At 62.2% G+C, this 25,395-nt stretch carries 24 protein-coding genes; 10 read left to right on the top strand and 14 right to left on the bottom strand.

The features are described 5' to 3' along the window. Positions 1-9: 9 nt before the first annotated feature. Positions 10-981, bottom strand: a complete 972-nt coding sequence (locus BM300_RS31540; RefSeq protein ID WP_092141278.1) for a methyl-accepting chemotaxis protein — start codon at positions 979-981, stop codon at positions 10-12. A 208-nt stretch (positions 982-1,189) separates the two neighbouring features. Between BM300_RS31540 and BM300_RS19055 the strand changes: the two genes are divergently transcribed. Continuing rightward, complete coding sequence (locus BM300_RS19055) at positions 1,190-2,677, top strand: aldehyde dehydrogenase family protein (protein ID WP_092463624.1); 1,488 nt, start codon at positions 1,190-1,192, stop codon at positions 2,675-2,677. Positions 2,678-2,813: 136 nt separating this feature from the next. Here BM300_RS19055 and BM300_RS19050 read toward each other — a convergent pair whose 3' ends face one another. The 5 genes from BM300_RS19050 to BM300_RS19030 form a co-directional block, all read right to left on the bottom strand. Next, on the bottom strand, positions 2,814-4,271 hold the full coding sequence (locus BM300_RS19050; RefSeq protein ID WP_092463621.1) for an amidase: 1,458 nt from the start codon (positions 4,269-4,271) through the stop codon (positions 2,814-2,816). A 17-nt stretch (positions 4,272-4,288) separates the two neighbouring features. After that, a complete protein-coding gene (locus BM300_RS19045; protein WP_092463620.1) occupies positions 4,289-5,545 on the bottom strand; it encodes an MFS transporter in 1,257 nt (418 codons plus the stop codon). Positions 5,546-5,557: 12 nt separating this feature from the next. Continuing rightward, complete coding sequence (locus BM300_RS19040; protein WP_092463617.1) at positions 5,558-6,490, bottom strand: SphA family protein; 933 nt, start codon at positions 6,488-6,490, stop codon at positions 5,558-5,560. A 69-nt stretch (positions 6,491-6,559) separates the two neighbouring features. Next, entirely contained in the window at positions 6,560-7,552 is a 993-nt protein-coding gene (locus tag BM300_RS19035) for a helix-turn-helix domain-containing protein (protein WP_092463615.1), read from the bottom strand. Between the two features lie 111 nt (positions 7,553-7,663). Next, positions 7,664-8,671, bottom strand: coding sequence for an ABC transporter substrate-binding protein (locus tag BM300_RS19030; protein WP_092463656.1), 1,008 nt, complete (start codon positions 8,669-8,671; stop codon positions 7,664-7,666). 396 nt (positions 8,672-9,067) lie between these two features. Between BM300_RS19030 and BM300_RS19025 the strand changes: the two genes are divergently transcribed. The 3 genes from BM300_RS19025 (at position 9,068) to BM300_RS19015 (ending at position 11,580) form a co-directional block, all read left to right on the top strand. Further along, on the top strand, positions 9,068-9,607 hold the full coding sequence (locus BM300_RS19025) for a kinase inhibitor (RefSeq protein WP_092141300.1): 540 nt from the start codon (positions 9,068-9,070) through the stop codon (positions 9,605-9,607). Between the two features lie 5 nt (positions 9,608-9,612). Continuing rightward, positions 9,613-10,431: a helix-turn-helix transcriptional regulator gene (locus tag BM300_RS19020; RefSeq protein ID WP_063321404.1), complete on the top strand. Its 819-nt coding sequence runs from the start codon at positions 9,613-9,615 to the stop codon at positions 10,429-10,431. Positions 10,432-10,668: 237 nt separating this feature from the next. Next, positions 10,669-11,580: a LysR substrate-binding domain-containing protein gene (locus BM300_RS19015; RefSeq protein ID WP_092345018.1), complete on the top strand. Its 912-nt coding sequence runs from the start codon at positions 10,669-10,671 to the stop codon at positions 11,578-11,580. Positions 11,581-11,779: 199 nt separating this feature from the next. Here BM300_RS19015 and BM300_RS19010 read toward each other — a convergent pair whose 3' ends face one another. From BM300_RS19010 to BM300_RS18980, 7 genes are all read right to left on the bottom strand, one after another. Continuing rightward, the gene (locus BM300_RS19010; RefSeq protein ID WP_371856933.1) at positions 11,780-12,760 is read right to left on the bottom strand and encodes an ABC transporter substrate-binding protein; all 981 of its coding nucleotides are present in this window, start codon (positions 12,758-12,760) and stop codon (positions 11,780-11,782) included. A gap of 241 nt (positions 12,761-13,001) precedes the next feature. After that, complete coding sequence (argE, locus tag BM300_RS19005; protein ID WP_092463612.1) at positions 13,002-14,171, bottom strand: acetylornithine deacetylase; 1,170 nt, start codon at positions 14,169-14,171, stop codon at positions 13,002-13,004. Then, positions 14,164-14,838 (bottom strand): DUF1028 domain-containing protein, encoded by a 675-nt coding sequence (locus BM300_RS19000; RefSeq protein WP_092345014.1) that lies wholly within the window; start codon positions 14,836-14,838, stop codon positions 14,164-14,166. Before BM300_RS19000 ends, argE begins: the two co-directional genes overlap by 8 nt. A gap of 10 nt (positions 14,839-14,848) precedes the next feature. After that, positions 14,849-15,259, bottom strand: coding sequence for a RidA family protein (locus BM300_RS18995; protein WP_003201555.1), 411 nt, complete (start codon positions 15,257-15,259; stop codon positions 14,849-14,851). Next, a complete protein-coding gene (locus BM300_RS18990; protein ID WP_092463609.1) occupies positions 15,259-16,584 on the bottom strand; it encodes a flavin-containing monooxygenase in 1,326 nt (441 codons plus the stop codon). Before BM300_RS18990 ends, BM300_RS18995 begins: the two co-directional genes overlap by 1 nt. 605 nt (positions 16,585-17,189) lie before the next feature. Beyond that, positions 17,190-17,993 (bottom strand): alpha/beta fold hydrolase, encoded by an 804-nt coding sequence (locus tag BM300_RS18985; protein ID WP_092463606.1) that lies wholly within the window; start codon positions 17,991-17,993, stop codon positions 17,190-17,192. A gap of 144 nt (positions 17,994-18,137) precedes the next feature. After that, the gene (locus tag BM300_RS18980) at positions 18,138-19,043 is read right to left on the bottom strand and encodes a LysR family transcriptional regulator (RefSeq protein WP_092463604.1); all 906 of its coding nucleotides are present in this window, start codon (positions 19,041-19,043) and stop codon (positions 18,138-18,140) included. A 105-nt stretch (positions 19,044-19,148) separates the two neighbouring features. Between BM300_RS18980 and BM300_RS18975 the strand changes: the two genes are divergently transcribed. Genes BM300_RS18975 through BM300_RS18960 form a run of 4 tightly spaced genes read left to right on the top strand, consistent with a single transcriptional unit; the run spans position 19,149 to position 22,325 of the window. Beyond that, positions 19,149-19,814 (top strand): RraA family protein, encoded by a 666-nt coding sequence (locus BM300_RS18975; protein WP_092463601.1) that lies wholly within the window; start codon positions 19,149-19,151, stop codon positions 19,812-19,814. Then, positions 19,814-20,476 (top strand): RraA family protein, encoded by a 663-nt coding sequence (locus BM300_RS18970; protein ID WP_092463598.1) that lies wholly within the window; start codon positions 19,814-19,816, stop codon positions 20,474-20,476. Before BM300_RS18975 ends, BM300_RS18970 begins: the two co-directional genes overlap by 1 nt. After that, entirely contained in the window at positions 20,476-21,114 is a 639-nt protein-coding gene (locus BM300_RS18965; protein WP_092463595.1) for an RraA family protein, read from the top strand. The genes BM300_RS18970 and BM300_RS18965 overlap by 1 nt, the downstream gene beginning before the upstream one ends. Then, a complete protein-coding gene (locus tag BM300_RS18960; RefSeq protein ID WP_092463592.1) occupies positions 21,111-22,325 on the top strand; it encodes a pyridoxal phosphate-dependent aminotransferase in 1,215 nt (404 codons plus the stop codon). The genes BM300_RS18965 and BM300_RS18960 overlap by 4 nt, the downstream gene beginning before the upstream one ends. Positions 22,326-22,370: 45 nt before the next feature. Here the strand turns inward: BM300_RS18960 and BM300_RS18955 are convergent, their stop codons facing one another. After that, positions 22,371-23,285: a LysR family transcriptional regulator gene (locus BM300_RS18955; protein ID WP_092463589.1), complete on the bottom strand. Its 915-nt coding sequence runs from the start codon at positions 23,283-23,285 to the stop codon at positions 22,371-22,373. A gap of 121 nt (positions 23,286-23,406) precedes the next feature. Here BM300_RS18955 and BM300_RS18950 point away from each other — a divergent pair, with 121 nt between their 5' ends. Continuing rightward, positions 23,407-24,246: a pirin family protein gene (locus BM300_RS18950; protein WP_092463586.1), complete on the top strand. Its 840-nt coding sequence runs from the start codon at positions 23,407-23,409 to the stop codon at positions 24,244-24,246. Between the two features lie 54 nt (positions 24,247-24,300). Continuing rightward, a complete protein-coding gene (locus tag BM300_RS18945) occupies positions 24,301-25,395 on the top strand; it encodes an alkene reductase (protein ID WP_092463584.1) in 1,095 nt (364 codons plus the stop codon).

The raw sequence follows: 25,395 nt of genomic DNA, 5'->3' as shown, positions 1-25,395 counted from the left end.
CCGCTCGGCTTACTGTTTGTGCTGATGCAACATGGTCTGGATCTGATGGGTCGCCTGCCGGGTGCTCTGCGCCAGCTTGCGCACCTCATCGGCCACGACTGAGAAACCGCGCCCGACATCTCCGGCCCTGGCGGCTTCAATCGCGGCGTTCAAGGCGAGCAGATTGGTCTGGTCGGCAATGCCCTTGATCACCCCCACCACCGTGGCAATCTGGGCGTAGGTCACCTGGTTCTGTTCGAGCATGCGCTGATGGGTGGACTGGGCCGAGCGCTCATCGCTGATATCACGCACCGCACCAATGACCCGCACCAGTTGCCCATGCGAGTCGCGTACCGCCCGACCGCGTTCACGACACCAGATGTAATCCCGGGTCTTGTGGCGCATCCGGTATTCGAAGACGTATTCACCGCTGCCCTGGGAGCCAAGGATTTCCTGATCGAAAATGGCCATGATCTTGGGCAAGTCGTCCGGGTGGGTGATGCCGACCTGGGCATCCCAGCCATCGGGCAAGTCATCCGGCCCATACCCCAGCAGCGAACGGAACTGACTGGAAAAGCGCATGCCACTGGCCGGGTGCTGGAGGTCACCGTTGACGACCGTGATATCCCAGCAGCCTTCAGTCAAGGTCGATTGCAGCAACTCCCAGATCTGCGCATCCTGGCGTTGTTGCTGTAGATGCTGGCTGTGTTCGCCCAGACGAACTTCAAGCGCCTGCTCGCGCTCAAGGGCTTGCTCCAATTGCTGGCGAACCCTGTGCATCTCACGCTCGCAGTGCTGCCATTGCAGGGTTTGCGCCTGCACTTGTGCTTCGACCTGATGCAGATGTGCAGTCGCGCTCGCCACCTGCCGTGCATGCTGCTCAAGGACGGTGCGCAGTTGCGGATACGCGTCGAGCTGTGGCGTGTCCTCCGTTTCGCCGGTCAGCACGCGTTGCACCTGCGCAGTCAACGCCAGTCTCTGTTTGTTGGTCTGGAGAAACATCGCCCGCCCCTATGCCATCAAGTCGAAACCCGAATCTGATCGCAAACCGGCCTGGCTGGCTTGTCCCTGCCTGCACGAGGCCTTGCTCCTGGCTGCCAACCACCCAGGCTGGCAGCCACAGACATACGGCGCGGCAGGCACAGTCAAGCTGGATGATCCTGCCGGGATTACCCTCGGGGCTTTCCCTATTCGTGATCAGGAAACCCTCATGAGCGATATTGCCCTGCTGCCTCAGGTCGAAGCCTTCCTCGGCAAACATCACGCCCTGTTCATCGACGGTGGCTACGTCGAAAGCCAGAGCAGCCAGACACTTGACGTCGTCAATCCTGCCAACGGCCAAGTCATCGCCCAGGTCAGCGACGCCACTTCCGGCGACATTGATGTGGCGGTGGAGTCGTCCCGCCGCGGCTTCAAGCAGTGGTCCCAAACGGCACCCGCGGTCCGCGGCCATGTGCTGCTCAAGTTGGCAGACCTGCTGGAACGCAACCGCGAAGAGCTGGCGCAGATCGAGACCTGCCAGTCGGGGAAGATCATCCACGTCTCCCGGGCCTTCGAAGTCGACCAGGCCGCACATTTCCTGCGCTACTACGCTGGCTGGGCGACCAAGATCAACGGCGAGACGATCACCCCATCACTGCCCTCCTTCGCTGGCGAACGCTATACCGCATTCACCTTGCGCGAACCGGTCGGAGTGGTGGTCGGTATCGTACCGTGGAATTTTTCCACCATGATCGCCATCTGGAAATTGGCCTCAGCCCTGGTGACCGGTTGCAGCATCATCATCAAGCCCAGCGAGTTCACCCCGCTGACCATCCTGCGCATCGCTGAACTGGCCATCGAGGCCGGCCTTCCGGCCGGTGCCCTGAATGTGTTGACCGGCGGCGGCCAAGTGGGCAAAGGGCTGATCGAACACCCAGGCACCAACAAGGTCTCATTCACCGGTTCCGTGCCCACCGGCCTGGCGGTGGGCCAAGCGGCCATGGGCGCCGGGTTGACCCGTGCAACCTTGGAACTGGGCGGGAAGAATGCGGCGGGGTTCCTGCGTGATATCGATCCCGAGGTGGCGGTCAACGGCATCATCGAGGCCGGCTTTCTGCATTCGGGACAGATCTGTGCAGCAGCGGAACGGTTCTTTGTTCATCGCTCGCAGATCGAGTCGATCATGGACAAACTGGCGCAGCGCCTGAGCAAACTCACCATCGGCTCGCCCTTGGACGAACGCACCGAATTCGGCCCGGTGACCAACCGCCAGCACCAGCGCAAACTCGCGGAATTCTTCGCCAAGGCCCGCGCACAGAACAACACCATCGTCCACGGCGGCAAGCTGATCGATGGACCCGGTTGCTATGTGGAGCCGACCATCATCCTCGCCAATCGCCGCGACGACAGCCTGCTCAACGAAGAAACCTTCGGCCCGATCGCCACGTTCTTCCCTTACGACAGTGAAGAGGAACTGCTGGAGCTGATGAACGACACGCCCTACGGCCTGAGCGCCAGTCTCTGGACCAACGACCTGGGCAAAGCCCTGCGCATGGTTCCCGCCATCGAAGCCGGCACGGTATGGGTGAACATGCACACCCTGCTCGACCCGGCGGTGCCTTTTGGCGGCAGTAAATCTTCAGGAATAGGCCGTGAATTCGGCAGTGCATTCATTGATGATTACACCGAACTGAAGTCGGTGATGATCCGCTACTGACCTTCAAGGGCTCTGTAACAACCCCAGAGCCCTACCCGCAAAAATCCCGTTTGTGTGCGAGCTTGCTCGCGATAGCGGACTATCAGTCAACCATGATGCCGACTGACCCAACGCCTTCGCGAGCAGGCTCCCAGTTTCACCGCCGACAGGCGTTGACCGGTGGAACTCGGCTACGCCAGGGCTGGGCGCGCTCCAGTTGGGCGGCCAGGGCCAGCAAAGTGTTTTCCTCGCCAAAGCGACCGGCAAAATGCGCCCCCATCGGCAGGCCATTGGCGCTCCAGGACAACGGCACGGACATCGCCGGCTGGCCGCTGGCATTGAACAGTGCAGTGAATGGCGAATAGCTGTGGTAGCGCTCGATCAATTGATCCAGGCTCATGCACACATCCTGCAGATCCAGCTCGCCAATCAGCACCGGTTCACGGGTCAGGACTGGGCTCAGGATCACGTCATAATCCTGCATGAACACCGCCAACCGCCGGCCGAGGGCATGAATCCATTCCACCGCCGCGGCATATTGGGCGCCGCTGACGTTGCCCTTGTCCCGCAAGATGATCCGGGTGCGCACCTCCAGCTCTTCGGCCTGCACGGCAAACCCACGCATCTGGCCCAGCAGGTCGACATAGTGACGAGAGCTGGCGCCAATGATGGTGAACACGTGGTCGAGAAACTCCAGCAATCCCACCGGCAGGCTCACCGGTTCGACACGGTGCCCCAGGGACTCGCACAACCGCGCGGCCTCGCCCACCGCCTGAAGGCTCTGGGGTGACGTAGGCCAAGGCTCGAGTTGCTCGACCAGAGCAATGCGCAACGGCTTGGGATCAGCCTGCACCGCCATCACATACGGCAACGCCTGGACCGGCGCGGCATAGGGCGCCCCCAGGTCCCTCCCGGCGGTGGCGTCCAGCAGCGCCGCACTGTCGCGCACCGACAAGGTAATCGCATGGGGCGTGCCCATCCCCGCCCAGCCCTCGCCCACTATCGGCCCCGACGGCATAAGGCCACGGCTGGGCTTGAACCCGAACACACCGCAGCAAGACGCCGGCACCCGCAATGAACCACCGCCGTCGTTGCCATGGGCGAACGGCACCACCCGGGCCGCCACCAACGCCGCCGCGCCACCGCTGGAGCCACCGGCGCTGTGGTCGGTGCTCCAGGGGTTGCGGGTGGCGCCGAAGCGCGCGGACTCGGTGGAGTACGAGGTGCCGAACTCCGGCGAAGTGCTGGTGCCCATCACTTGACATCCGGCACGACGCAGACGCGTCACGACTTCCGATTCGAAATCCGCCCGGAAGTCGCCCAGTGCGCGTGAGCCGTTAGTCATCGCCGCGCCGTGGACCGGCGAAAACAGGTCTTTGATCAAGGTTGGCACACCGGCCAGCAAGCCTTGGCCAACCTGTGGCGTGCGCGCGGCTTGCCGGGCCGAATCGTACAAACGCTCGGCCACCGCATTGAGCTGCGGCTCGACCCGCTCCAGGCGCTCGATGGCGGTTTCCAGCAGTTCGCCGGGCTGAATCTCGCCACGCCTGACCCACTCGGCCAGCGCCGTGGCGTCTTCACTGTCCATCAGATGGTGGATGTCTTGCATACCCATGTTTCAGATTCCTTATGTCACGACGATTGATGTGATCCGACGGTGCTCGCCTGCCCCTGGCCCCTTGCGCGCAGGCCGGCAATGACCCAGAGCAGTGCCAAGGCAAAACTGGCCAGGGCCAGCCACTGGATGGCGTGACGCAGGTCACCGGCGAAGACAACCACCGACGCCACCACCAGCGGACTGACGAATTGGCCGACGTACAGACACGAGGTAAACCCGCCCAAACCCCGGCCGCGGGTGTTGGCGGTCAAGGCATTCATCACCGGCGCCATCACATTGGGCACCAGCAACCCGGCCCCCAGGCCCTGGATGAACACCGCCACCAGCACAGCGTTGTAGCTTTGTCCGCGCATCAGCAACCACAGCCCCAGGCCCATCAAGCCGAGCAACAATGCGTTGCAACCGGCGATGCCGAAGCGACGGCGCAGCAACGGCCACATCAGCGAACCGCCCAAGGTCGCCAACAGGCTCAGCCCCGCCGCCAGGCCGATCAGCGTGCTGGAGGTGACGCCCAGGCTGACCAACAACGTCGGCGCCTGGATAGGCATGATGAATGTCAAGACCATGCCGCCCAGAATCATCAGGTAGCCGACCAGCAGTGGCAGCACGGCGACCTTGGCCGGAGCCGACTCATCGACGCGCTGCTCGACCTTCTGCTGCTTCGTCACCGGCGGTTCCCAGAGGACTTTCATCATGGCCGGCACCAGCAGCAGTGGCAGCAGATACAACAGGAATGGCGCACGCCACGAGTGCTCGCCGAGCACACCGCCCACCACGAAAAACAGCGCCCCCACCAGGCCGATGGTCACCACCTGCCGGTTGACGTAACGCAACCGCTCCTCGCCCTGCCAATAGTCGGCGATCAGCGTCGCGCAGCAGGTCATCACCGCCGCCTCCGTGCACCCGAACAACAGCCGCACACCGACAATCGAAGGCAGGTTATCGAGCAGCGCCGGTAATGCACCGAGCAAGGCGTAGAGCACCGTGGCAATCACCAGCAAAGCCTTACGGCCAACCCGGTCGGCCAACCAGCCAGCCAACGGCGCGCACACGGCAATCGCCAGGGCCGGACCGGTGATTGCCAACGGCACCAACAGATCGGCGCGCGGTTCCAAGGGACCGAATTCGGCACCCAACCGGGGCAGGATCGGCGTGACCATCACCGCCCCCATGATCGTCAGGCTGCTGCCCAGCATCAGTACTGCGCCTTCGCGCCAACTGGCCTGGCGCGATGGGGTGGCCGCCGTTGAAGCGGAACTTGATTGGTTCATGACGAGCCCCTTCTAGAAACTGTGGGAAATACGCAGCGCCGCGGTATAGCCCTCGGCGCGGTTGCGCGCATCGAGCTCCTTGTAGACATGCAGCCACACCGGTGGAATGCCGGGCTTGAAGTAGCTCACCGCCGGCCCGACCGCCAACACCCGGGCGCGATTGCCCGCCTCCAGGCCCGGCGCATCGTCATCGGTGAATTGCCGGTAGTAATAGCCGCCCACGCCCACCGTCCAAGGGCCAACGTGTTGACCCACGGCGAACTCGTGGCGGTATTCGACGCCGTTCTTGTAGTCGGTGGCGTGGTTGCGGGTGTTGATGTCGGCCTCAAAGCTCGAAGACACCTCGAAGCCGCTGTCGGAGATGTAGGTGGCGTTGAGGATCGGCGAGAAGGTCCAGTGGTTGAGGCCCGGCGAGATCAAGCGATCCTTGTCGTAGTCGCCGGTGGGGGCCTGGATCTGGAACTGGGCATTGACGAACAGGTTCGGCGACAGGGTCCATTGCAGGATAACCGGCAGCACCTGGATATCAGCCAGGCGAAACGGGTCGGCCGCAAGGTCCAGCGGACCGACAGGGGTCTGCACCTGTAGCGAAGCGTCCATCTGGAAAAACGGCACGACGGCGCCGAAACCATACTTGGCGCCCAGCACGGTGTAATCGGTCATGCGCATATAGGCAACGCCGATGGACAAGACATCCAGGGAGAAATTGTTGTCCACGGACTTGCCGTGGCGATCTTTCTGCACGTTGGCCGAATAGAACGCGGTGCGCAGGCCGACAGTGCCGAAGGGCGTGGCCGGCGGCATCATGCCGGCGCCGAAATCATAGACCCCGACCGCCGTGGTCGGTGCGCCGTTTTCGGTGCCATGGGCAGCGGTGCAGGCACCGATCAGCCCCAGGGTTAACCACGTACAGTGCCAGGTGTTTGTTTTTTTGTTTTGGTGCATCGAATGCCCCTCCGACCATGTGGTGTCGGGGTCATCCTAGGGAGCCGGTCGGTCAGCCGTTATCCGTTTTCAGCACAGATGCGTGCGACGCAAGGTGTGTGATGGGGTTTCGCCGAACAGGGTCCTGTAATCACTGGAAAACCGACTCAAATGCCAGAACCCCCAGCGTGCCGCCACCTCCTGCACACCCAGCACCTGATCGCCATTGCGCAGCTCACGGCGCACCGCATTGAGGCGCAACGCCCGCAGATAAGCCACCGGATTGATGCCCAGGGTCTCTTGGAAGCAATACTGCAGTTTGCGTCGGCTGGCACCGATGTGATTGCACAGGTCGAGGATCGACAGCGGCTCATCGACATGAGTCAAGGCATATTCCCGGGCGCGGTCGACCATGCGTTTGCGCGCCGTGGGGCTGAGCGGCGGCGCTTCGTCAGGCGCCACCAGTTCCAATATGTGCAACATCACCGTGTCCCGCAGGCCCCGGCGAATCGACTCGTACCCCAGCAACGAATCACGCCCCTGCTCGCCCCCTTCAAGCTCATCGAACAACGCCGCAAGCTCGGCGGGCAGCGTCGAATTGCCAAGACGGTAACACTTGGGAAGATCGGTAATTCGAAAGCGACTGCCTTGGCGCTCCAGCACATGTTCCAACGCCTGCTCGTCGATGGCGACACCGAGCAGATCCAGATGCTGGGGGGTGCGCAGCTCGGGCAGGTTTTGGCCGCGGGCGACCAACAGGCTGGGCTCGATAATCGGGTGCCCGGAGCAAAAGACCGGTCCATCGGCACTCAGCGGCACGCTGAAGGTGATGGCGCCCTCCCAGGCCATGCCTTGCTTGGTCATGGCCTGATTAGAGCGGTCGCGCACCAGTTGCATCCAGTCCGAGCGGAACTCGATCAACTCACCGTCGAAACGCCCGGGGGTCAACTGGTCATAGCAGACCTGCCAACCCCCCATGTTGCGGGCGTGCTCATCGATGTCAGCGGTGCGGAACCGATTGATCGGCAGCGTCGGCAACAGGTCCCACGAGACCGCTGGCTGCGCCATGTTGGAGTTGTTCATTGACCCGACCTTTGATGATTCCAGGGCTTACGGGTCAAAGCTCAGGCAAGTTCCATTCCGCCCCGTGGGCCGGTCGGGCAATTGTGCCGAAAACGGATAATCGGCCCGGATTCAGCTGCCGGCGTCGGCATGGGCCTCTTCGAAGAAATAGTCCTTCCAGCTGTCGGCCTTGTTTTTCAACACGCCCAGTTCATGCAGTTTTTCAGCATAGATGTAGGTGCGTTGCGGAACGACGGTGAAGTCGATTTCGGGGTCGGTGACGATTTTTTCCACCAGCGCCAGCGGCAACTTGGACTGTTCAACGCGGATGTAGATCTGGGCAGCGGCCGGCTTGTCGGCCTTGATGATGCCTTGCGCCTCCACCAAGGCATCGTAGAACGCCTTGTAGGTCTTGGGGTTTTCGTCGTGGAATTTTTCCGTGGTGTAGAGCACGTTGAACGTCGCCGGCCCGCCCAGCACATCATAGGAACTGAGCACCTTGTGCACATTGGGGCTTTGCAGTGCCTGGTACTGGAACGGTGGGCTGGAGAAGTGTGAATTGATCTCCGACTGACCGGCGATCAGCGCCGCCGTCGCATCCGGGTGCGGAAGGCTGACCGAGATGTCGTCGAATTTCTTGAAGTGATCGTTGCCGAACACCTTGGCGGTTTCGATCTGCAACGTGCGCGACTGGAATCCGACCCCCGCAGCCGGGACAGCGATCCGGTCCTTGTGAGTGAAGTCCTTGAGGCTCTTCACGTTCGGGTTGTTGGTCAGCAGGTAGTTGGGCATCGACCCCAGCGAGGCGATGGCCTTGACGTTCTGCTTGCCGCGGGTCCGATCCCAGATCGTCAGCATCGGCGGAACGCCCGCCGACACCACATCCAGGGCGCCGGTCAGCAAGGCCTCGTTCATCGCCGTCGCGCCGGAAATGCTGTTCCAGTCCACTTTGATATCCAGGCCCTGGGCCTTGCCATGCTTCTCGATGAGCTGCTGGTCGCGCACCACGTCCAGGATCAGGTAGCCGATACCGAATTGCTGGGCGATGCTGATCTTGCCCTCGGCATGGGCCAAGGGATTGAGCAGCGCAGTGGCCGCCAGGGAAACCAACAAGGTGAGCGCAGAACGCTTGAAAGCCATGGTCTGGTGAACCTCACAGTAGGTGAAAAGACTGAAGATCACGACTTTAAAGCTATAAAAATATTAATTTAAATACCTTAATAGCATATCAATAGCACCTAAATATTCGGTATCCGAGCCCATGAAGCCGCACTCACGGGCACGATCACTTGATAACCTTGCAGACCTCCCCTGACGAACAGCCGGCGCGAAGCGAACATGAACGAGATGTCCCTGGATATCGGCATCGCCACCGAGTCCGCTTTCAAATGGCCCAGGTGCTGGAATGGCGCCTGGTTAACACAGGTCGGTAGTCAATCGAGCATTTCGGCACTTTGGCCGAGCGTTTCGGCACAGTAACCACTCTTTGTTCATCCTAGACTCGAGCTTCACTTTTAAGCCCCAGATGGAATCACGATGAAAATCAGGTCACTCCTGCCTGCACTCACCATGGCCGTAGCATTCAGTGGATACGCTGCCGACTTCTCACTGACCAGCCGGGATATTGCTGACAACCGTCCGCTGACCAGTCGCGAAGTGTTCCAGGGCTTCGGTTGCGAAGGTGGCAACACGTCTCCTGAGCTTTCCTGGACAAACGCCCCCGCGGGGACCAAAAGTTACGCGATCACGGTCTATGATCCCGATGCGCCGACGGGTAGCGGTTGGTGGCATTGGACGGTGGTCAACCTACCCGCCTCTACCAATAGCTTGCCAAGAGGAGTGGGAGCGAACCTGCCTGCCGGTGCCGTACAAGGGCGAACCGACTATGGCCAGCCAGGATTCGGCGGGGCTTGCCCACCTGTAGGGGATAAGCCCCATCGCTATCAATTCACCGTATGGGCATTGAAAGTCGATAAGCTACCCCTCGACGGTGAGGCCAGTGGAGCCTTGGTTGGATACATGCTCAATGCCAACGTCCTGGCCAAAGCGACGATCACTTCAACTTACGGACGTTAAAAACGATGCGCGCTTGTGACGGCATACAGCACCGGGAAAACATTATCGATGCGTGTGTCATACAGGCGCGACAGCCCCTTAGCTTGTCAAGGGTACCGGTGTTCGCGACCACTCTGTGTCGAGTGCGGCAGGGGGAAAAACTGTTGCAATGGGATGACCGGGAGATGCGCGCGGGGCCGCAACATCTGATTCTGATGCCGGCCGGACGCGAGCTTGGTATCTCGAACTTCCCCGGCCCTCACGGTCACTACATCGCCGATGCGGTCACCTTTCCCCTCTCGACACTGCGTAACTTCAGCAGCCGATATAGCCAACAGATCATGAGCCGTCGCGGTGCACTGAAGACCGATCTGTGCGTCCCTCTGGACAGGCACACGACACAGGCATGGAATCAGCTGTTGGCCTCCATCAATGCGAACGCCCCGGACGCATTACGCACGCTCTATGGGGAAGCGGTTCTTCTGAGCCTGTGCCTTGGTGGCCAGATCGGACCTTTGCTGATGGGGCGCAACGATCCCATTTGCGAACGTGTGCAGCAGATGGTGATGGGCAGCCCGGAGAGAGACTGGACGGTGGCGAGCGTTGCACAGCAACTTAACCTGGGTGAGTCGACATTGCGCCGCCAACTGGCGAATGAGGGGGACAGTTTCAGGAGCATCCTGGAAGGCGTTCGACTGGCGACGGCGTTGCAATGGTTGCAAACAACGTCTCGTCCCATCGGTGAAATTGCCGGAGCCTGCGGTTACGCCTCGGCCTCACGTTTTGCGGTGCGCTTTCGCTCACGCTATGGCCTGTCGCCACGTGAATTGCGGGCAACGATTTAAGCATTCCGGTGAGGTTCCCTCCGTTCGACATAACCTGGCACACCGTCGATATCCTTCGGGTCTTCGCCGGTCTTTCCCGACGCCTGCCAACGATCCTTGGGCAGGCGTTTTTTCCGGCGCTCGTCCCCAAGCCAGCCTGAATATCGTCACTGCCCAGCAAAATCCGCATCAATGCCCGCCCATCGCCCTCCGTGCACAAGGTAAGGTAGGCAGAAATCATCCGGATCGAGGTGTGCCGTGGCGTCCTATTCCTTGCGTCAGCTGAAGTACTTCGTCACCACCGTCGAATGTGGCAGCGTCGCCGAAGCCTCTCGCAAGCTGTACATCGCCCAACCGTCGATCGCCTCCGCCATCAAGGGCTTGGAAGACAGTTTCGGTGTGCAATTGCTCATTCGTCATCACGCCCAGGGAGTATCGCTGACGCCCGGCGGCGCGCGCTTCTATCGCAAGGCCCAGGAACTGCTGCGCATGGCCCGGGAGTTCGAGCAGAACGCGCTGGCCGATAACGATGTGGTCAGCGGGCAGATCGACATCGGCTGCTTCGAAACCGTCGCCCCGCTCTACCTGCCACGGCTGATCGCGGGTTTTCGCGAGCGCTTCCCGGGGGTGGAAATCCGCGTGCAGGATGGCGAGCAACAGGAACTAGTGCAAGGCCTCACGGGGGGGCGTTTCGACCTGGCGATTTTTTATGAACACGACCTCGACAGTACCATCGAGACCGAAGCGCTGACGGCGCCGCAACGCCCTTACGCGTTGTTGCCGGTGGGGCATCGCTTCGCCGACCAGGCCCAGGTGTCGCTGCGCGACCTGGCCCTCGAACCGATGATCCTGCTGGATGTGCAACCCAGTCGCACTTATTTCGTGAGCATCTTCGAGGAACTGGGCCTGGCGCCCAACATTGTCTTCAGCTCGCCGTCCATCGAGATGGTGCGGGGCATGGTCGGCCAGTCCTTTGGTTTTGCCGTACTGGTGACCCGCCCGCACTCCACCTGCACCTACGATGGGCAACACCTGGTGTGCGTCGACATCGCCGAGGACGTGACCGGTTCGGCACTGGTGGCAGGCTGGCTCAAGCGCGCGCACCTTACCAAGCCGGCGCAGTTGTTTGTCGACTACTGCAAGGAACAGTTCAGGCAATGGCTGCCTTGAGCCACGACAGGCCAGGCACAACTGCCCGCCCCGGCCTGTAAGTAAAACACCAACCCCGTGGCGAGGGAGCTTGCTCCCGCTGGGTTGCGCAGCGACCCCATGCAAGCCGAACGCGGTCAGGCTGATACACCGAGGCGCCTGGTGTTGGGGCTGCTGCGCAGCCCAGCGGGAGCAAGCTCCCTCGCCACAAGGGATGTTTCTAGCGAGCGGCCCAGGCGTTGAAGCGTTGCTCCAGTTCCTCGCCATGGTCGACCCAGAACTCCGCGTCCACGGCTTGGGCTTCAGCCAGGTTGGCCTCGGCGGTGGGCAACTGTTCCTGTACCGCCGTCGGCAACAGCGCCAGTGTCTTGCGGTGCACCGGCCCATAAGGGATGTTTTCCGAAAACACCTTCTGGGTCTGCGGCTGGCTGGCAAAGGCAATGAACTGCTCGGCCAGGGCCTTGTTCGGCGTGCCCTTGACCACGGCCCAGTACTCCGGGTCGTAGAGGCTCTGCGGCCAGACGATGCTCAGCTTCATGCCTTCTTTCTGCGCCGACGCGATGCGTCCGTTGTAGGCCGCACTCATCGCCACGTCCCCCGCCACCAACCACTGCGCCGGTTGCGCGCCGGCTTCCCACCATTGGATGTTCGGCTTGATCTGGTCGAGCTTGGCGAATGCCCGGGACACGCCTTCCGGGGTGTTCAGCACCTTGTACACGTCGTGCGCCTTGACCCCGTCGGCCAGCAAGGCGATTTCCAAAGTGTACTTGGCGCCCTTGCGCAGGCCGCGCTTGCCTGGGTACTCGGCAACGTTCCAGAAATCCGCCCAGGACTTGGGTGCCTTGGCGAGCTTGCTCTGGTCATAAGCCAGGACCATCGACCAGACGTAGGTGGCGACCCCACATTCATTGAGTGCTCCCGGCACATAGTTCGCCGGGTCGCCCAGGCGCCCCAGGTCAAGCTTCTCGAACAGCCCCTCCTCGCAACCACGCAACAGCTCTGGGCTCTCCACTTCGACGACGTCCCAGCTGGTGTGGCCGGCGGCGACCATGGCCTTGATCTTCGACAATTCACCGTTGTATTCGCCAGCCACGATGTTTCCCGCGCCGCTGGCGTTGAAAGGTTGGAAGTAGGCCTTGTCCTGGGCCTGCTTGGTGGCGCCGCCGAAGGAAATCACGGTCAAGCTCTGGGGCGCGGCCATGACGCTTGAACTCAACAACGCCAATGCACACGCGATATTGCAACGCAAGGATCTGGACATGAAGCGGTTCCTCGAAAATACCGGCTCGCCCGCACGAGCCGGTGACGGGACTCAAAAGTGACCGTAAATACGGGCGGCAAGGTCTACAGCAAAGGCTCTTGTCGGCCTGTTCATGGGTGTCGCCTGGCTGACCGCGAGGAATCTCCTTCCATTGAAATCGTCCTCCTCAGGCACCTTGCGGTCAGCAATCATTGGGTTCACAGAGATAGCTCGCCAGTCGATCCATCAAGCGGTCGCAGGCGGCCATTTGTTCAACGCTCACGTATTCGTCGGGCTTGTGCCCCTGGTCCATGCTGCCGGGGCCACAGACCACCGTCGGCACCCCGGCCTGATGGAACAGGCCGCCTTCGGTGCCAAAGGCGACGGTGCCGAACGCGTCGCTGCCGCACAGTTGCGCAACCAGTCGGGCGGCCGCGCTGTCCGGCGAAGTGGCCAGGCCCGGGTAGGCCGATAACGGTTCGAAGCGGATAGCCGTATCCCCCGCCACCGCCTGCATGGCCGGCAGCAGGGTCTGCTCGGCATAACCTTGCAATTGCTCAGCCACCACGAGGGGATCGAAATCCGGCAAGGCGCGCACTTCGAAATCGAAACGGCAGTCCGCCGGAACGATGTTCAGCGCCGTGCCGCCGTGGACCACCCCGACCTGCACTGTGGAAAACGCCGGGTCGAAGCGCGGGTCGTGCCGCGAGGGTTCGGCCAGTTGCGCGCCGATCTCGCCCAACCGCCCGATCAGGCGCGCCGCCTGTTCGATGGCGTTGACCCCATAAGGGGCGTAGGCCGAATGGCAGGCCGCCCCTCGCACATGACAACGCATCGCCAGCTTGCCTTTGTGCCCCAGCACCGGTCGGAGTTGGGTGGGTTCGCCAATCAGGCACAGGGCCGGTTGCGGAACTCGCCGAACCAACACCTCCAGCAAGCTGTGAACGCCCAGGCAACCCACCTCTTCGTCATAGGAAAACGCCAGGTGCACCGGTCGCCGAAGCGGGCTGGACAAGAACACCGGCACCGCCGCGAGCACCGAGGCCAGGTAACCCTTCATGTCCGCCGTGCCGCGCCCGAACCATTTACCGTCCATCTCGGTCAGGCAGAACGGATCGACCGTCCAGGCCTGCCCGTCCACCGGCACCACATCGGTGTGCCCGGACAACACCACGCCACCGGGCACCGCCGGGCCAATGCTCGCCAGCAGGTTGGCCTTGGTTCGCTCGGCGTTGTAGATCAGCTCGCTGTGCACGCCCTGCCCTTGCAAGTAGTCGCGCACGCACTCGATCAAGGCCAGGTTCGAATCGCGGCTGACCGTGGCAAAGCTCACCAGCTCGGCAAGCAGCGCGCGACTGCGCGGCTCACTCATCACCCGGCACTCCATAACTCGGCGCCAGGGTCGGGTTGAGCGCACGGGTCAGGTAATCCTGCAATTGCGGCTGATAGACGAGCCAGAGTTTTTCCAGCTCGCCGATGGGGTTTTCCTCGGCCCAATCCACCCGTAGATCGACGATGGGCCAGGTCAGGTCATCGACCACCGACAGCGCCGCCGAATGCACCGCTCCGGCCTCCCCACCCGCCGCCTGCCCGGCCTGCAACGCGCTCATCAAGCGTGACACAAGACAACCACCGCCCCGCTCGAAGGTCGTGACCATGGCCTCGATCACCGCAGCGTTGGCCAACAGATTGCCAGCCGCCACGCATTGCTCACCGGCCACGGCGTTGTGGGTGCCCAGGGTATGCTCGCCGCTGAAAATCGCCGTGCGGCCCTCGGCATCGATCACCGCCACCTGCCGGTATTGGCCGTAGCCGTTGCGCGCCAGGGTCCGCTCCAGCGCCGCTTGCGCGGTCAGGCCGCTGGCCAATTCATCGAGAACCTGCGGGCCCAGGGCCGGCAGCGTAATGTTCTGGCTCGACACCGCGCCGACGCCGGCTCGCAACCAGGGACAACGGGCACCCACGGCAATGCTCGAGGAGCTGATGGCGATGCCTAACTGGCCAGTTTCGGCGCAGCGCCCGACGATGGAAAAAGTCATGCCGCACTCCTTATTCGGGGATCACCGCAATCACGTCGATTTCCATCAGCCACTGCGGCTGGCCCAGGGCACTGACCACCAGGCCGGTGGAGATCGGAAACACGCCCTTGAGCCACTTGCCGACCTCCTGGTACACCGGCTCGCGATAACGCGGGTCGATCAGGTATGTCGTGGTCTTGACGATGTGGCTCAAGTCACTGCCGGCCTCTTCCAGCAATTGCTTGACGTTGCGCATGGCCTGTTCGGCCTGGGCGCGAGGATCGCCCAAACCCACCAGTTGACCGTTGAAGTCGGTGCCGACCTGGCCGCGCACGTAGACGGTGTTGCCGGCGCGCACGGCCTGGCACAGATCGTTGTCCAGCGTCTGGTTCGGGTAGGTGTCCTTGGTATTGAACATGCGAATACGCGTGTGAGTAGGCATCAACGAACTCCCGTGAGGCTGGTTTTCGAACGCTGTGAATCGCTGTCGAGTGCCGACGCCTGGCGCTGGGCAGCATCCTGATAGGCGAGATAAATGCGTTGCTTCACGATGTGGTCGGCAATATGCCGGGCGTCATGCCAGACGCCCCAGATGAACGCCGAGCCCCGTCGCGACAGCCAGGGCAAGCCGACGAAATACAGGCCCGGTTCCCTGGAAACGCCACGCTGATGCCGAGGCTTGCCATTGGCACCGAGGGCGTCGACCTTCAGCCAGCTGTAATCCACCGAGTAGCCGGTGGCCCAGATGACACTGGTCACGCCGGCGGCGACCAGGTCCAGTTCCAGGATCGGCTGGGTCAGGCATTGCGGATCGGGCAGCCGATGACGAGCTTCAGGTTCGATCGGCAGGTCCAGGCCGTTGCGGGCGATGTAGGCGTCGGCGGCGTCCAGCAGCGCCAGGTAGTTTTCGTCGCCGCGGGCGATGTTTTCGGCCAGATTCGGCTCAAAGGTCACCACGCTGCCATTGAACGATTTCGTCAGCCCCACCAGGGTGATGCCCTCCTGGGCCAGCCGGCGAAAATCCACGGTATGGCCACCACGGGCACCGCTCACCGCGATAGTGACGTGCTCCTTGCCCGGCTGGACCGCCTCCGCGTCCCACTCGCCCAGCACGCCCAGCCACCAGCAGAAATCGCGGTTGCGATAGGCCCGGGGCGGACGATCGTGGGCGCCCACCGAGAGATAGACCTGTTTGCCGGCGCGCTGCAGTTCATCGGCGATCTGCACCCCCGACGACCCGGCGCCCACCACCAACACAGCCCCTTCGGGCAATTGCCGGGGATTACGGTACTGGGCCGAATGAAGCTGGGTGACCGTCGCCATGTCCGGCGCAATCGGTGGAATCACCGGTCGCTGGAAGGGCCCGGTGGCGACGACGACATGGATCGCCTCGATCAAGCCTTCAGAGGTTTCAACGGTGAACCCCGGACGGCCGACATTGCGCTCGACTTTCCTGACCTCCACGCCGGTACGGATCGGTGCGTTGAACTTGTTGGCATAGGCTTCGAAATAATCGGCCACCTGGTCCTTTGTCGCGAAGTCATCAGGACCGAGTCCCTCGAATTCTAACCCCGGAAAACGGTCATGCCAGGCCGGACCATTGGCGACCAACGAATCCCAACGTGATGTGCGCCAAGCTTCGGCAATGCGGCTTCGCTCCACCACGAGATGCGGCACGCCTTGCCGGCTCAAGTGCTCACTCATGGCTATGCCGGCTTGGCCGGCGCCTATGACGAGCGTATCGATGTGTAGGGGTTCAACAGGCATGTCTGTGCACTTCCGACAATAGGTTTGATTCAGGCGGGCATGGCGCCGCCTCGGGTTCGGCTTTCTTGTTGTTCTGCGGTTGCGGCTATCGAGATGAGGTGTCGAGGCGATTGTGTTGGCAGGCGGGAATTTGCGAAACGAGGGTTTTTATCGTTGCTGGGAAGGAAAAAAATGGGCTACTGCCGGGGGGATGCCCAAGGGAACAAGGCGAGCCTTGTTTGCAGCTGAGACATACGGAACCGGTGGCGAGGGCGCTTGCTCCCGCTGGGCTGCGCAGCGGCCCCAAACCTATCACCAAGGTCTGTCAGGCGGATTGCGTCCAGCTTTTAGGCTGCTGCGCAGCCAGCGGGAGCAAGCTCCCTCGCCACAAGAGCGGTTTAGCGGTGTGGCAAGAAGGTCGATGCACGCGGTAGCGCCACCCCTGACATCCACATCTTGGAGAGGGAATGCCTTTGTGGCGAGGGAGCTTGCTCCCGCTGGGCTGCGCAGCGGCCCCAAACCCGTCGCCAAGGTCTGTCAGGCTGATTGCGTTCAGCTTGTAGGCTGCTGCGCAGCCAGCGGGAGCAAGCTCCCTCGCCACGGTATTGAGGTGCTGCATAACGGGCTTATCCCGCCACGACACCGGCCTGGAAATCGGCGATCTGTTGCCACATCGCCACGGGGTTGGAGTACATCGGGAAATGCCCGCAATCGGCGATCGGCGCCAACCGGACGCCTTCGGCCTGAAGGTGCGACAGGTAGGACAACGAGGCATTCTGCTCGCCGAACATGAACATCCTCGGGCACGGCAAGCCGAGAAATTTGCCCATCAGGTCGGCATTGTCGGAGAGTTCGACCATGGACTGGAAAATCCCCGGCACGGCGCCAGCGCGGACCTTATGCCTGAGACTCGCCGAATAAAGACCGCTGGCGTAGGCCGGCGCGTGACGGGCACGCTCGATGAAGGCGGTGAAAAACGCCTCGGGATCACCGCTCGGATAGTCCACGATCTGTCGACTGAGAAAACAGTCTTCCGGGGCCACGTTGCCTTCGATATCGACAAAACTGAGCACCCGGCCAGGGAAGTGATGGGCCAGCATTAGTGCGGTCAACCCGCCCATGGAATGGCCCACCAGATGGAAGCGTTCGATGTCGAAATGCGCCAGTACCTGCAGGGCCGTTTCCAGCAGGAGCGCAATGCTGATCCGGGAAAGGTCGGCGCACTGGGTTTCGCCGCAACCCGGTGCGTCATAGGCGACAAACGGATGACCATCGAATGCCGGGTGCAGCACGATGTCGGCATAGTCTTCCTTGGTCGACCCAAACCCATGCAGGAACAGGATAGGGGCACGCTCGCCCTCACGCCGCAGAGTAGCGACGTTCAGTGCAACACCCTCCACGGTCAGAGGGAGTTTCAGTTCAGAGAACATTTCGACTGGGGGCACGTGAGTCATTCCTTGAGTGAACAGAGTGTGCCAGGACGCATTGCTGGCATTCAGGCTCGCAATATCGGGGCAATCCAGAGTTCTGTAAATTCCTGATTCGGGATTGCCGTGATATGCCAAACCTATCAATCAACCCTCTGTTCCTCCTCGCCCCTGGAAACGTGCCACCACCTCCTCCACCAGCGGATTGAGCCGTCCGGCATTCCAGGCCACGGCGGTGGTCACGACGTTGAGCTTCTGGCTGAGTGGTCGGAACACCACGTTCTGCGGCGCCATTTTCTTCAACGACGCCGGCACCAGCGCGATGCCCTGGCCATAGCTGACGAAGGCTATTTGCGAGGCAACGGAGCGCACTTCATGCAGTACCCGAGGCGAAAAGCCGCTGGCCCGGCAGGTCGCGATCAGATTATCGAAGTACACCGGGCTGACCTTGCGGGAAAACATCACCAAGGGCTCGGTGGACAGGCTCGACAGGCTGATCCGTGTCCGCGAAGCCAGGGGATGATCGCTGGGCAAGGCCACCACCAGGCGATCTTCCCTCAACGGCAATGACCTGATCGAATGACCCAGGTCCCCGTCCAGCCGGGCGAAGGCCAGGTCGATGTCTCCGGCTTCCAATGCCGGCACGGCTTCGACACTGTCGATCTCCCGGACAGACACGGTGAGGTACGGATGCTCGGTCTTCAGTTGCTCGATCAACCCTGGCAACACATCGAACATGGCAGTGGAGATCGCACCGATGGTCAGCATTCCCGACTGCCCCGCCACGGCTTCTTCCACGGCCAGTTCCAGGCGCTCCAATTGATCGGCGAATTTACGCACCGCCGGTAGGATCGCCGCCCCCACGGGGGTCAGTTGCGCCCCTCGTCGCGAACGCTCGAACAACTTGACCTTGAGCGCCTGCTCAAGCACTTGGATCTGCTCGCTCAGCGGTGGCTGGGACATGCCCAGGCGCTTGGCCGCGCGACCGAAATTCTGTTCCTCGGCAACCGCCAGGAACAGCCAGAGATGACGAATCAAACGGAAGTTGATCATGGGCGATCCATAGGTTCAGCGTATCTTTGGATTACGTTATCAGTAATATACCTATGAAACCTCCTCCTCGACACTGGGCCCCTCCGCCACCTTAGGGGTTTGCCCATGAATGCTATGAGTTTGCTGGATCGCTTGGCGGCGCTGGACACCAACACGGTGTCCGACGCCCTGGATTTCCTCGGGTTGCCGGGAGCCACCGTTGGACTGCGCCCATTATGGAGTTGCCCGAAGATCGTCGGCCGCGCCAGCACCGTGCTGCTGGCCGCTAAATCCGACAACGCCCCCACGGTCCACCTGATTACCCCGGTGTTGGAGCAGATCGACAGCGATGATCGCGTCTTGGTGATCGCGGGTGGAATCGAAGGCATCTCTTGCTGGGGCGACATTCTCGCCAACGCCGCGGTCGGCAAGCAGGTGCGCGGTACAGTGATCGACGGCTTCAGCCGCGACATCGACGGCAGCGAAGCCATTGGCTACCCGGTGTTTGGCCGCGGCGTGACCATGGTCAGTGCCCGCAACCGCGTCATTCAAATCGACGCGGCAGTGACCATCCCCGTCGCTGGCGTCGATGTCAGCGAAAACGACTTTGTCATTGCCGACAACTGCGGGACCGTCTTCATACCCCAGACCCACATCGACAAGGTGCTCGACCTGGGCGAGCGCATCGCCCGCCGCCAGGACGGCATGGTCGAGGCGGTCCGCAGCGGTCGCTCGGTCGCCGAAGTGATGCATGACACCCAGTTCGAAGCCATCCACGTGGAGCACGCCTGATGAACCTTGAAGATAAAAGCCTGGTCGCCTTGTTCGAAGGCCTGGACACCCCAGGCATCTCCGACGCACTGGACAAACTCGGCCTGCCCGGCCAATGCCTCGGCGTAGCCCCCTTGGACAACTACAACCAAGTCATCGTCGGGCCGGCATTTACCGTGCAATACGTTTCGGCTAGCACTCCGCCAGGCACGGTGGGCGACTTCATCGAAGACGTGGCTGCTGGCGACGTGGTGGTCATCGACAATGGCGGCCGCACCGACTGCACCGTGTGGGGCGACATCATGACCCAGTACGCAGGCTCGCGGCAGATCGCAGCCACCGTCGTCGACGGTGTCTGCCGCGACGTGAACAAGGCCCTGGGCGATGGCTATCCGATCTTCAGCAAAGGCCGCTTCATGCGCACCGGCAAGGACCGCGTGCAGGTGCAGTCGGTGAACCAGCCGGTGTCCATCGGCACCGCCCGGGTCTGTGCCCGTGACATCGTGGTCGCCGACGCCAACGGCGTGGTGATCGTCCCCCGTGACCGGGCCGCGGAAGTGGCGGCCTGCGCCCGGCAGATCGAATCGGTCGAGGCCGACATCCGTGCCCTGATCGCCCAAGGCAAGACATTGAAAGAAGCCCGCGCCGCGCTGGGCTACCACAGCCTGCAGAGGAAAGTCTGATGACCACGCTCCTGTTCCCCAAGGATTTTCAAGCCCGGGCCAAGGTTTTGGGCAGTTCGACCCTGTATGAAGCCTGCCACCAGCCCTGCGCGGTCGACAGCGCGATCCGCCCGGTCTGGGACGGTGCCTTCATCGCCGCACCCGCTTACCCACTGGAATGCTCGCCGGGTGACAACCTTTCCCTGCACCTGGCCATGGAACGCGTACCCCGTGGCAGCGTGCTGGTCGTGGGCACGGGTAGTTTCATCGCCGGCTATTGGGGCGAAGTGCTCACCGTGGCAGCTGAAACAGCGGGCGTGGTCGGCTTGGTCATCGATGGTGGCGTGCGGGATATCGCGGCGCTGAAAAGACGCCGGTTCCCGGTATTTGCCCGAGGCATTTCGGTCAAAGGCACGATCAAGGCCAGCGCGCCGTCGGTGGGCCAGCCGTTCAACTTCAACGGTGCCCACGTTGCCCAAGGCGACCTGGTGGTGGCTGACGAAGACGGTGTAATCATCATCCCCAAGGCGGATGTGGCACGAACCCTGGCCGAAGGCGAAGCACGCGCCAACAAGGAAGCCCAGATGATGCAAGCGTTGACCGAAGGCCGCTCGACCTTGGAACTGATGAACCTGACCGAGTGGAGAACCCGCGCATGAGCGTCGGCATCCAACGACTGAATCCGCGTCTGGCACGTGCGCAACCCTCGGCGACCTATCGGATCATGGACCGGGTGGCCGAGCGCCGGGCGCAGGGTGCGAAGATCATTTCGCTGTGTGCCGGCGAGCCTGATTTCGATACGCCCAAGCACATTCGCGAGGCGGCGATCGAGGCCATCGAACAGGGGCATACCCGCTACACCCAGATCGCCGGCGTACGGTCCCTGCGTGAAGCCGTGGCCGCCAAGTTCCGCCGGGAAAACGGCCTGGATGTCAGTTGGCAGGACACCCTGGTCTGCAACGGTGGCAAGCAAGTCATCTACAACGCCTTGGCCGCGACCCTTGACGAGGGGAACCAGGTCATTGTGCCGGCACCCTATTGGGTCAGTTATCCGGAGATGGTCCAGCTTTGTGGTGGCGAGTCCCGGATTGTCACCTGCGATGCCGACAGCGGCTTCAAGTTGACGCCCGCCGCGCTGGATGCGGCGATCACCCCGCAGACCCGCTGGTTGATCCTCAATTCGCCGTCCAACCCGACCGGTGCGGTGTATAGCCGGGAAGAACTGCAGGCCCTGGCCGACGTGTTGCTGGCCCATCCTCACGTGCTGATCCTGGCGGACGACATCTACGAGCATTTGATCTTCGATGATCAGGTGTTCTATACCCTTGCCCAAGTCGAACCACGGCTGGCTTCGCGCACCCTGACCATGAACGGGGTTTCCAAGGCCTATGCCATGACGGGCTGGCGCATCGGCTTTGCCACCGGGCCACGCTGGCTGCTGGAGGCCATGGAAAAACTCCAAGGGCAGCAGACCTCGGGCGCCAGCTCAATCTCCCAACAAGCAGCGTTGGCTGCATTGGAAGGTCCCAAGGACTTCATTCGCGAAAGCCGTGCCGCGTTTCAGCGTCGTCGCGACTTGATGGTGGCGCTGCTGAATGCCACGCCGGGTCTCGCCTGCGCAAGCCCGGGTGGAGCCTTCTATGCGTTCGCCTCCTGTGCCGGCTTGATCGGCCGTACCTCATCCGGAGGACGGATGCTGCACACCGATGAAGATGTCGCTCACGCGCTGCTCGATGAAGCGGACGTGGCAGCGGTACACGGCAGCGCGTTCGGCCTTGGCCCTTACATTCGCATTGCCTACGCTCTGGATGATGCGTCCTTGCGCCAGGCCTGCGAAGCGATTCGCGGATTCTGCGATGCACTTCGCTGAACCAGGATCAAACGGTGGGCACAGACTCGGATCGTAATGGCCAGCTCAGTTCAACCGCGCCGGAAACGCCTTGAGCTCCAGCTTTTCCATCACCAGCCCAATGAACGCCGAGACCGCCAGCGGCAATTGGCGCCGGCTCGGATAAAGCACATTCAAACCAAAGCCGATGCGCTGGTACTGTGGCAACACACGTACCAGTCTTCCGGCTTCCAAGTCCACGCGGCTCAGCGCCGAGGGCAGCACGGCGATGCCCAGGCCCGCAACGGCAGCCTTGCGCTGCGCTTGAGCGGTGTTGGCGTTGAAGCGGCTGGGAACCTGCACCTCCTGCTCGGCCCCGTCTGGGCCAATGAGCCGCCAGTGACTCAAGCCGCTGGGATGGGCGAAGCTCACGCTGTCGTGGTGAGCCAGGTCCTGCAGCGAAGTCGGCACACCGCGCTTGGCAATGTAAGCGGGACTCGCAACCATGCCGTCACCGTCGTTCTTGATGAGTTGGCGCCCAACATAGCCGGAGTCCTGTAGCGGACCGCCGCGAAAGGCCACGTCGATGCGGTCGGCAATCAGGTCGACACGGGCATCGCTGAGTACGAAATCAAGCTGCACCCGGGGATGCGCGGCGAGGAAGTCCGCCACCCATTGCATCGGGAAAAAATCGAAGAAATCCGCCATCGCCGCGATACGCACCAGGCCACTGGGTTCATCGCTGCCCTTCATCAATTCCTGTCCCGCCTCGGTCAGCCCGTCCACGGCGCTGACGCAACGCTCGTAGAACCCCTGCCCCACCTGGGTCAACGTGAGTTTGCGGGTGGAGCGTTGCAGCAGTCGCGTCGCCAATTGCGCCTCCAACTGCTGGACGCGCCGGCTCACGGTATTGGACGGCATGCCCAAGCGCCTCGCCGCTTCGGCAAAGCTGCCGCTGCGCACCACCTGGACAAACAGTGCGACGTCGTTCAGATCGAGCATCGGGTCGCCATTCCTTCATTTTTTGGACGAGTTCAATCCGATTGTATCGACTAATCAATCGATTGCCAGGTGCTTATCCTTCGCCCATCGAAGCCCGATGCCCAAATCAGTGAGGGATACCATGAACAGCATCGTCACCGCCCCACCGCGGGCCGTCGTCCACCGCACCGCCGGCCACCGCCACGGGCCGATTACGCGTCTCATGAGCCCGGGTGACCTCGGCCAGCTCTGCAAGCCATTCGTGTTTCTCGATCACTTCGCCTTCAACGCTGACGCCCTGCACAGAGGTTTCGGCATGCACCCGCATTCCGGGATCGCGACGCTGACCTACATGATCGAAGGTCAGGTGGCCTACGAAGACACCACTGGGCAATCGGGTGTACTGCCCAGCGGAGGCATGGAGTGGATGCAAGCCGGTAACGGCGTATGGCACGACGCCCGGCCAGTCGGCAGCTCGTCGATCCACGGTTTCCAGCTTTGGGTCGCGCTGCCGGCCGCTGAAGAAAACGCTCCGGCCCACAGCGTCTACCTGGCACCCGCCGATATCCCCCGGGAAGGTCCGGTGCGGGTGCTGCTCGGCCAATATGGCGCGGCTCGCAGCAGCGTTGCAGCCCCGGCGGACATGAACTACCTGGCCGTGCAACTGAAAGACCAGCAACGCTGGCGCTACACGCCACCCGCCGGGCACACCGTCGCCTGGCTGGCGGTCAGCAGCGGCCGTCTCAACGCTGGCGACACCGTCAATGCCGGGGAAATGGTGGTCTTCGATGAATCCGGCGGGGCCATCGACATGGTTGCCCAAGGCGCAACGTCCTTCGTGCTCGGCTCCGCAGTCAAGCATCCCCACGACCTGGTGATGGGCTACTACTCCGTGCACACCAGCAAAGCCGCACTGGAAAAAGGCGAGAAGGAAATCCAGCGCATCGGCACCGTTTTGCAGCAAGAGGGTCGGCTGGCCTAGCCGCTCCTCGACTCAACCCTGATCCACTGTCCGAATCCCATAGAGGTGAACATCATGAGCAACGTCGGTCTCGATCTTCTGCTGTCCCGCGCCCAAGTCGGCAAGCTGTCCCTGAAAAACCGCATGATCATGGCCCCCATGACCCGCAGCCGCGCAGGTACCGGTGACGCCGCCACGCCCCTGATGGCCGAGTACTACAGCCAGCGCGCCAGCGCCGGCCTGATCATCAGCGAAGGTTCCCAGGTGTCGGCCCAGGGCAAGGGTTACCTGAGAACGCCAGGGATCTTTACCCCTGAGCAAATCACCGGCTGGAAACAGGTGACCGACGCAGTTCATGCCGAGGGCGGACAGATCTTTCTGCAGCTCTGGCACGTAGGCCGTCTTTCTCATCCGCTGGTGCAGGTCAACGGCGCCCAACCCGTAGCCCCTTCGGCAATCAAGGCCGATGGCGAGATCTACACCGCCGAAGGTCTCAAGCCCTATGAGCTGCCACGGGCCCTGGAGCTCGATGAAATCCCCGGTGTGGTCGCCGACTTCCGCCAGGCCGCGGCCAACGCGAAGCTTGCCGGGTTCGACGGCGTGGAGATCCATGGCGCCAATGGCTACCTGATCGACCAGTTCTTGCGTGACGGCACCAACCAACGCACCGATGCCTACGGCGGCTCGGTCGAGAACCGTGCCCGCTTCCTCAAGGAGGTGGTCGAGTCGGTGATCGAAGTCTTCGGGGCCAGCCGTGTCGGCGTGCGCCTGTCGCCGATCTTCAGTTACTTCTCGATGAGCGACAGCAACCCGCAAGCGACCTTCGACTACACCGCCAGAATGCTCAGCCGCTACGGCCTGGCTTACCTGCACATCGTGGAATTGGGCGAAGGTCCGTTCGACTTCCTGGAACTCAAACGCCGCTTTGGCGGGCCGTACATCGCCAATGGCGGCTACAGTGCCGATCGCGCGGCCACTGCCATCAGCCGTGGAGAAGCAGACCTGGTGGCATTCGGCACGCCGTTTCTGGCGAACCCGGACCTGGTGGAGCGTTTCAAACGGGGCCAGGCGCTGAACGCCCCTGACGCATCGACGTTCTACCAGGGCGACGAGCGGGGTTATACGGACTATCCGACCCTGACAGAGGCTCAAGCAGGCCAAGAGGCTTAA

Source organism: Pseudomonas sp. NFACC46-3 (assembly GCF_900114515.1).
In the GTDB taxonomy this organism is placed as follows: domain Bacteria; phylum Pseudomonadota; class Gammaproteobacteria; order Pseudomonadales; family Pseudomonadaceae; genus Aquipseudomonas; species Aquipseudomonas fluorescens_Q.
The sequence above is the reverse complement of the archived record's forward strand: the minus strand, read 5'-3'. Positions and strand labels throughout refer to the sequence as shown.

Coding starts and splice junctions, on each gene's coding strand:
- BM300_RS18995 (WP_003201555.1), bottom strand. CDS start 15,259: ATGCCTACTCACACGCGTATTCGCATGTTCAATACCAAGGACACCTAC.
- BM300_RS18955 (WP_092463589.1), bottom strand. CDS start 23,285: ATGCTCGATCTGAACGACGTCGCACTGTTTGTCCAGGTGGTGCGCAGC.
- BM300_RS18945 (WP_092463584.1), top strand. CDS start 24,301: ATGAGCAACGTCGGTCTCGATCTTCTGCTGTCCCGCGCCCAAGTCGGC.
- BM300_RS19040 (WP_092463617.1), bottom strand. CDS start 6,490: ATGCACCAAAACAAAAAAACAAACACCTGGCACTGTACGTGGTTAACC.
- BM300_RS19030 (WP_092463656.1), bottom strand. CDS start 8,671: ATGGCTTTCAAGCGTTCTGCGCTCACCTTGTTGGTTTCCCTGGCGGCC.
- argE (WP_092463612.1), bottom strand. CDS start 14,171: ATGAGTGAGCCGCGCAGTCGCGCGCTGCTTGCCGAGCTGGTGAGCTTT.
- BM300_RS19035 (WP_092463615.1), bottom strand. CDS start 7,552: ATGAACAACTCCAACATGGCGCAGCCAGCGGTCTCGTGGGACCTGTTG.
- BM300_RS18980 (WP_092463604.1), bottom strand. CDS start 19,043: ATGATCAACTTCCGTTTGATTCGTCATCTCTGGCTGTTCCTGGCGGTT.
- BM300_RS19000 (WP_092345014.1), bottom strand. CDS start 14,838: ATGACTTTTTCCATCGTCGGGCGCTGCGCCGAAACTGGCCAGTTAGGC.
- BM300_RS18950 (WP_092463586.1), top strand. CDS start 23,407: ATGAACAGCATCGTCACCGCCCCACCGCGGGCCGTCGTCCACCGCACC.
- BM300_RS18985 (WP_092463606.1), bottom strand. CDS start 17,993: ATGTTCTCTGAACTGAAACTCCCTCTGACCGTGGAGGGTGTTGCACTG.
- BM300_RS31540 (WP_092141278.1), bottom strand. CDS start 981: ATGTTTCTCCAGACCAACAAACAGAGACTGGCGTTGACTGCGCAGGTG.
- BM300_RS18965 (WP_092463595.1), top strand. CDS start 20,476: ATGACCACGCTCCTGTTCCCCAAGGATTTTCAAGCCCGGGCCAAGGTT.
- BM300_RS18970 (WP_092463598.1), top strand. CDS start 19,814: ATGAACCTTGAAGATAAAAGCCTGGTCGCCTTGTTCGAAGGCCTGGAC.
- BM300_RS19025 (WP_092141300.1), top strand. CDS start 9,068: ATGAAAATCAGGTCACTCCTGCCTGCACTCACCATGGCCGTAGCATTC.
- BM300_RS18975 (WP_092463601.1), top strand. CDS start 19,149: ATGAATGCTATGAGTTTGCTGGATCGCTTGGCGGCGCTGGACACCAAC.
- BM300_RS18990 (WP_092463609.1), bottom strand. CDS start 16,584: ATGCCTGTTGAACCCCTACACATCGATACGCTCGTCATAGGCGCCGGC.
- BM300_RS19020 (WP_063321404.1), top strand. CDS start 9,613: ATGCGCGCTTGTGACGGCATACAGCACCGGGAAAACATTATCGATGCG.
- BM300_RS18960 (WP_092463592.1), top strand. CDS start 21,111: ATGAGCGTCGGCATCCAACGACTGAATCCGCGTCTGGCACGTGCGCAA.
- BM300_RS19010 (WP_371856933.1), bottom strand. CDS start 12,760: ATGGCCGCGCCCCAGAGCTTGACCGTGATTTCCTTCGGCGGCGCCACC.
- BM300_RS19055 (WP_092463624.1), top strand. CDS start 1,190: ATGAGCGATATTGCCCTGCTGCCTCAGGTCGAAGCCTTCCTCGGCAAA.
- BM300_RS19050 (WP_092463621.1), bottom strand. CDS start 4,271: ATGGGTATGCAAGACATCCACCATCTGATGGACAGTGAAGACGCCACG.
- BM300_RS19045 (WP_092463620.1), bottom strand. CDS start 5,545: ATGAACCAATCAAGTTCCGCTTCAACGGCGGCCACCCCATCGCGCCAG.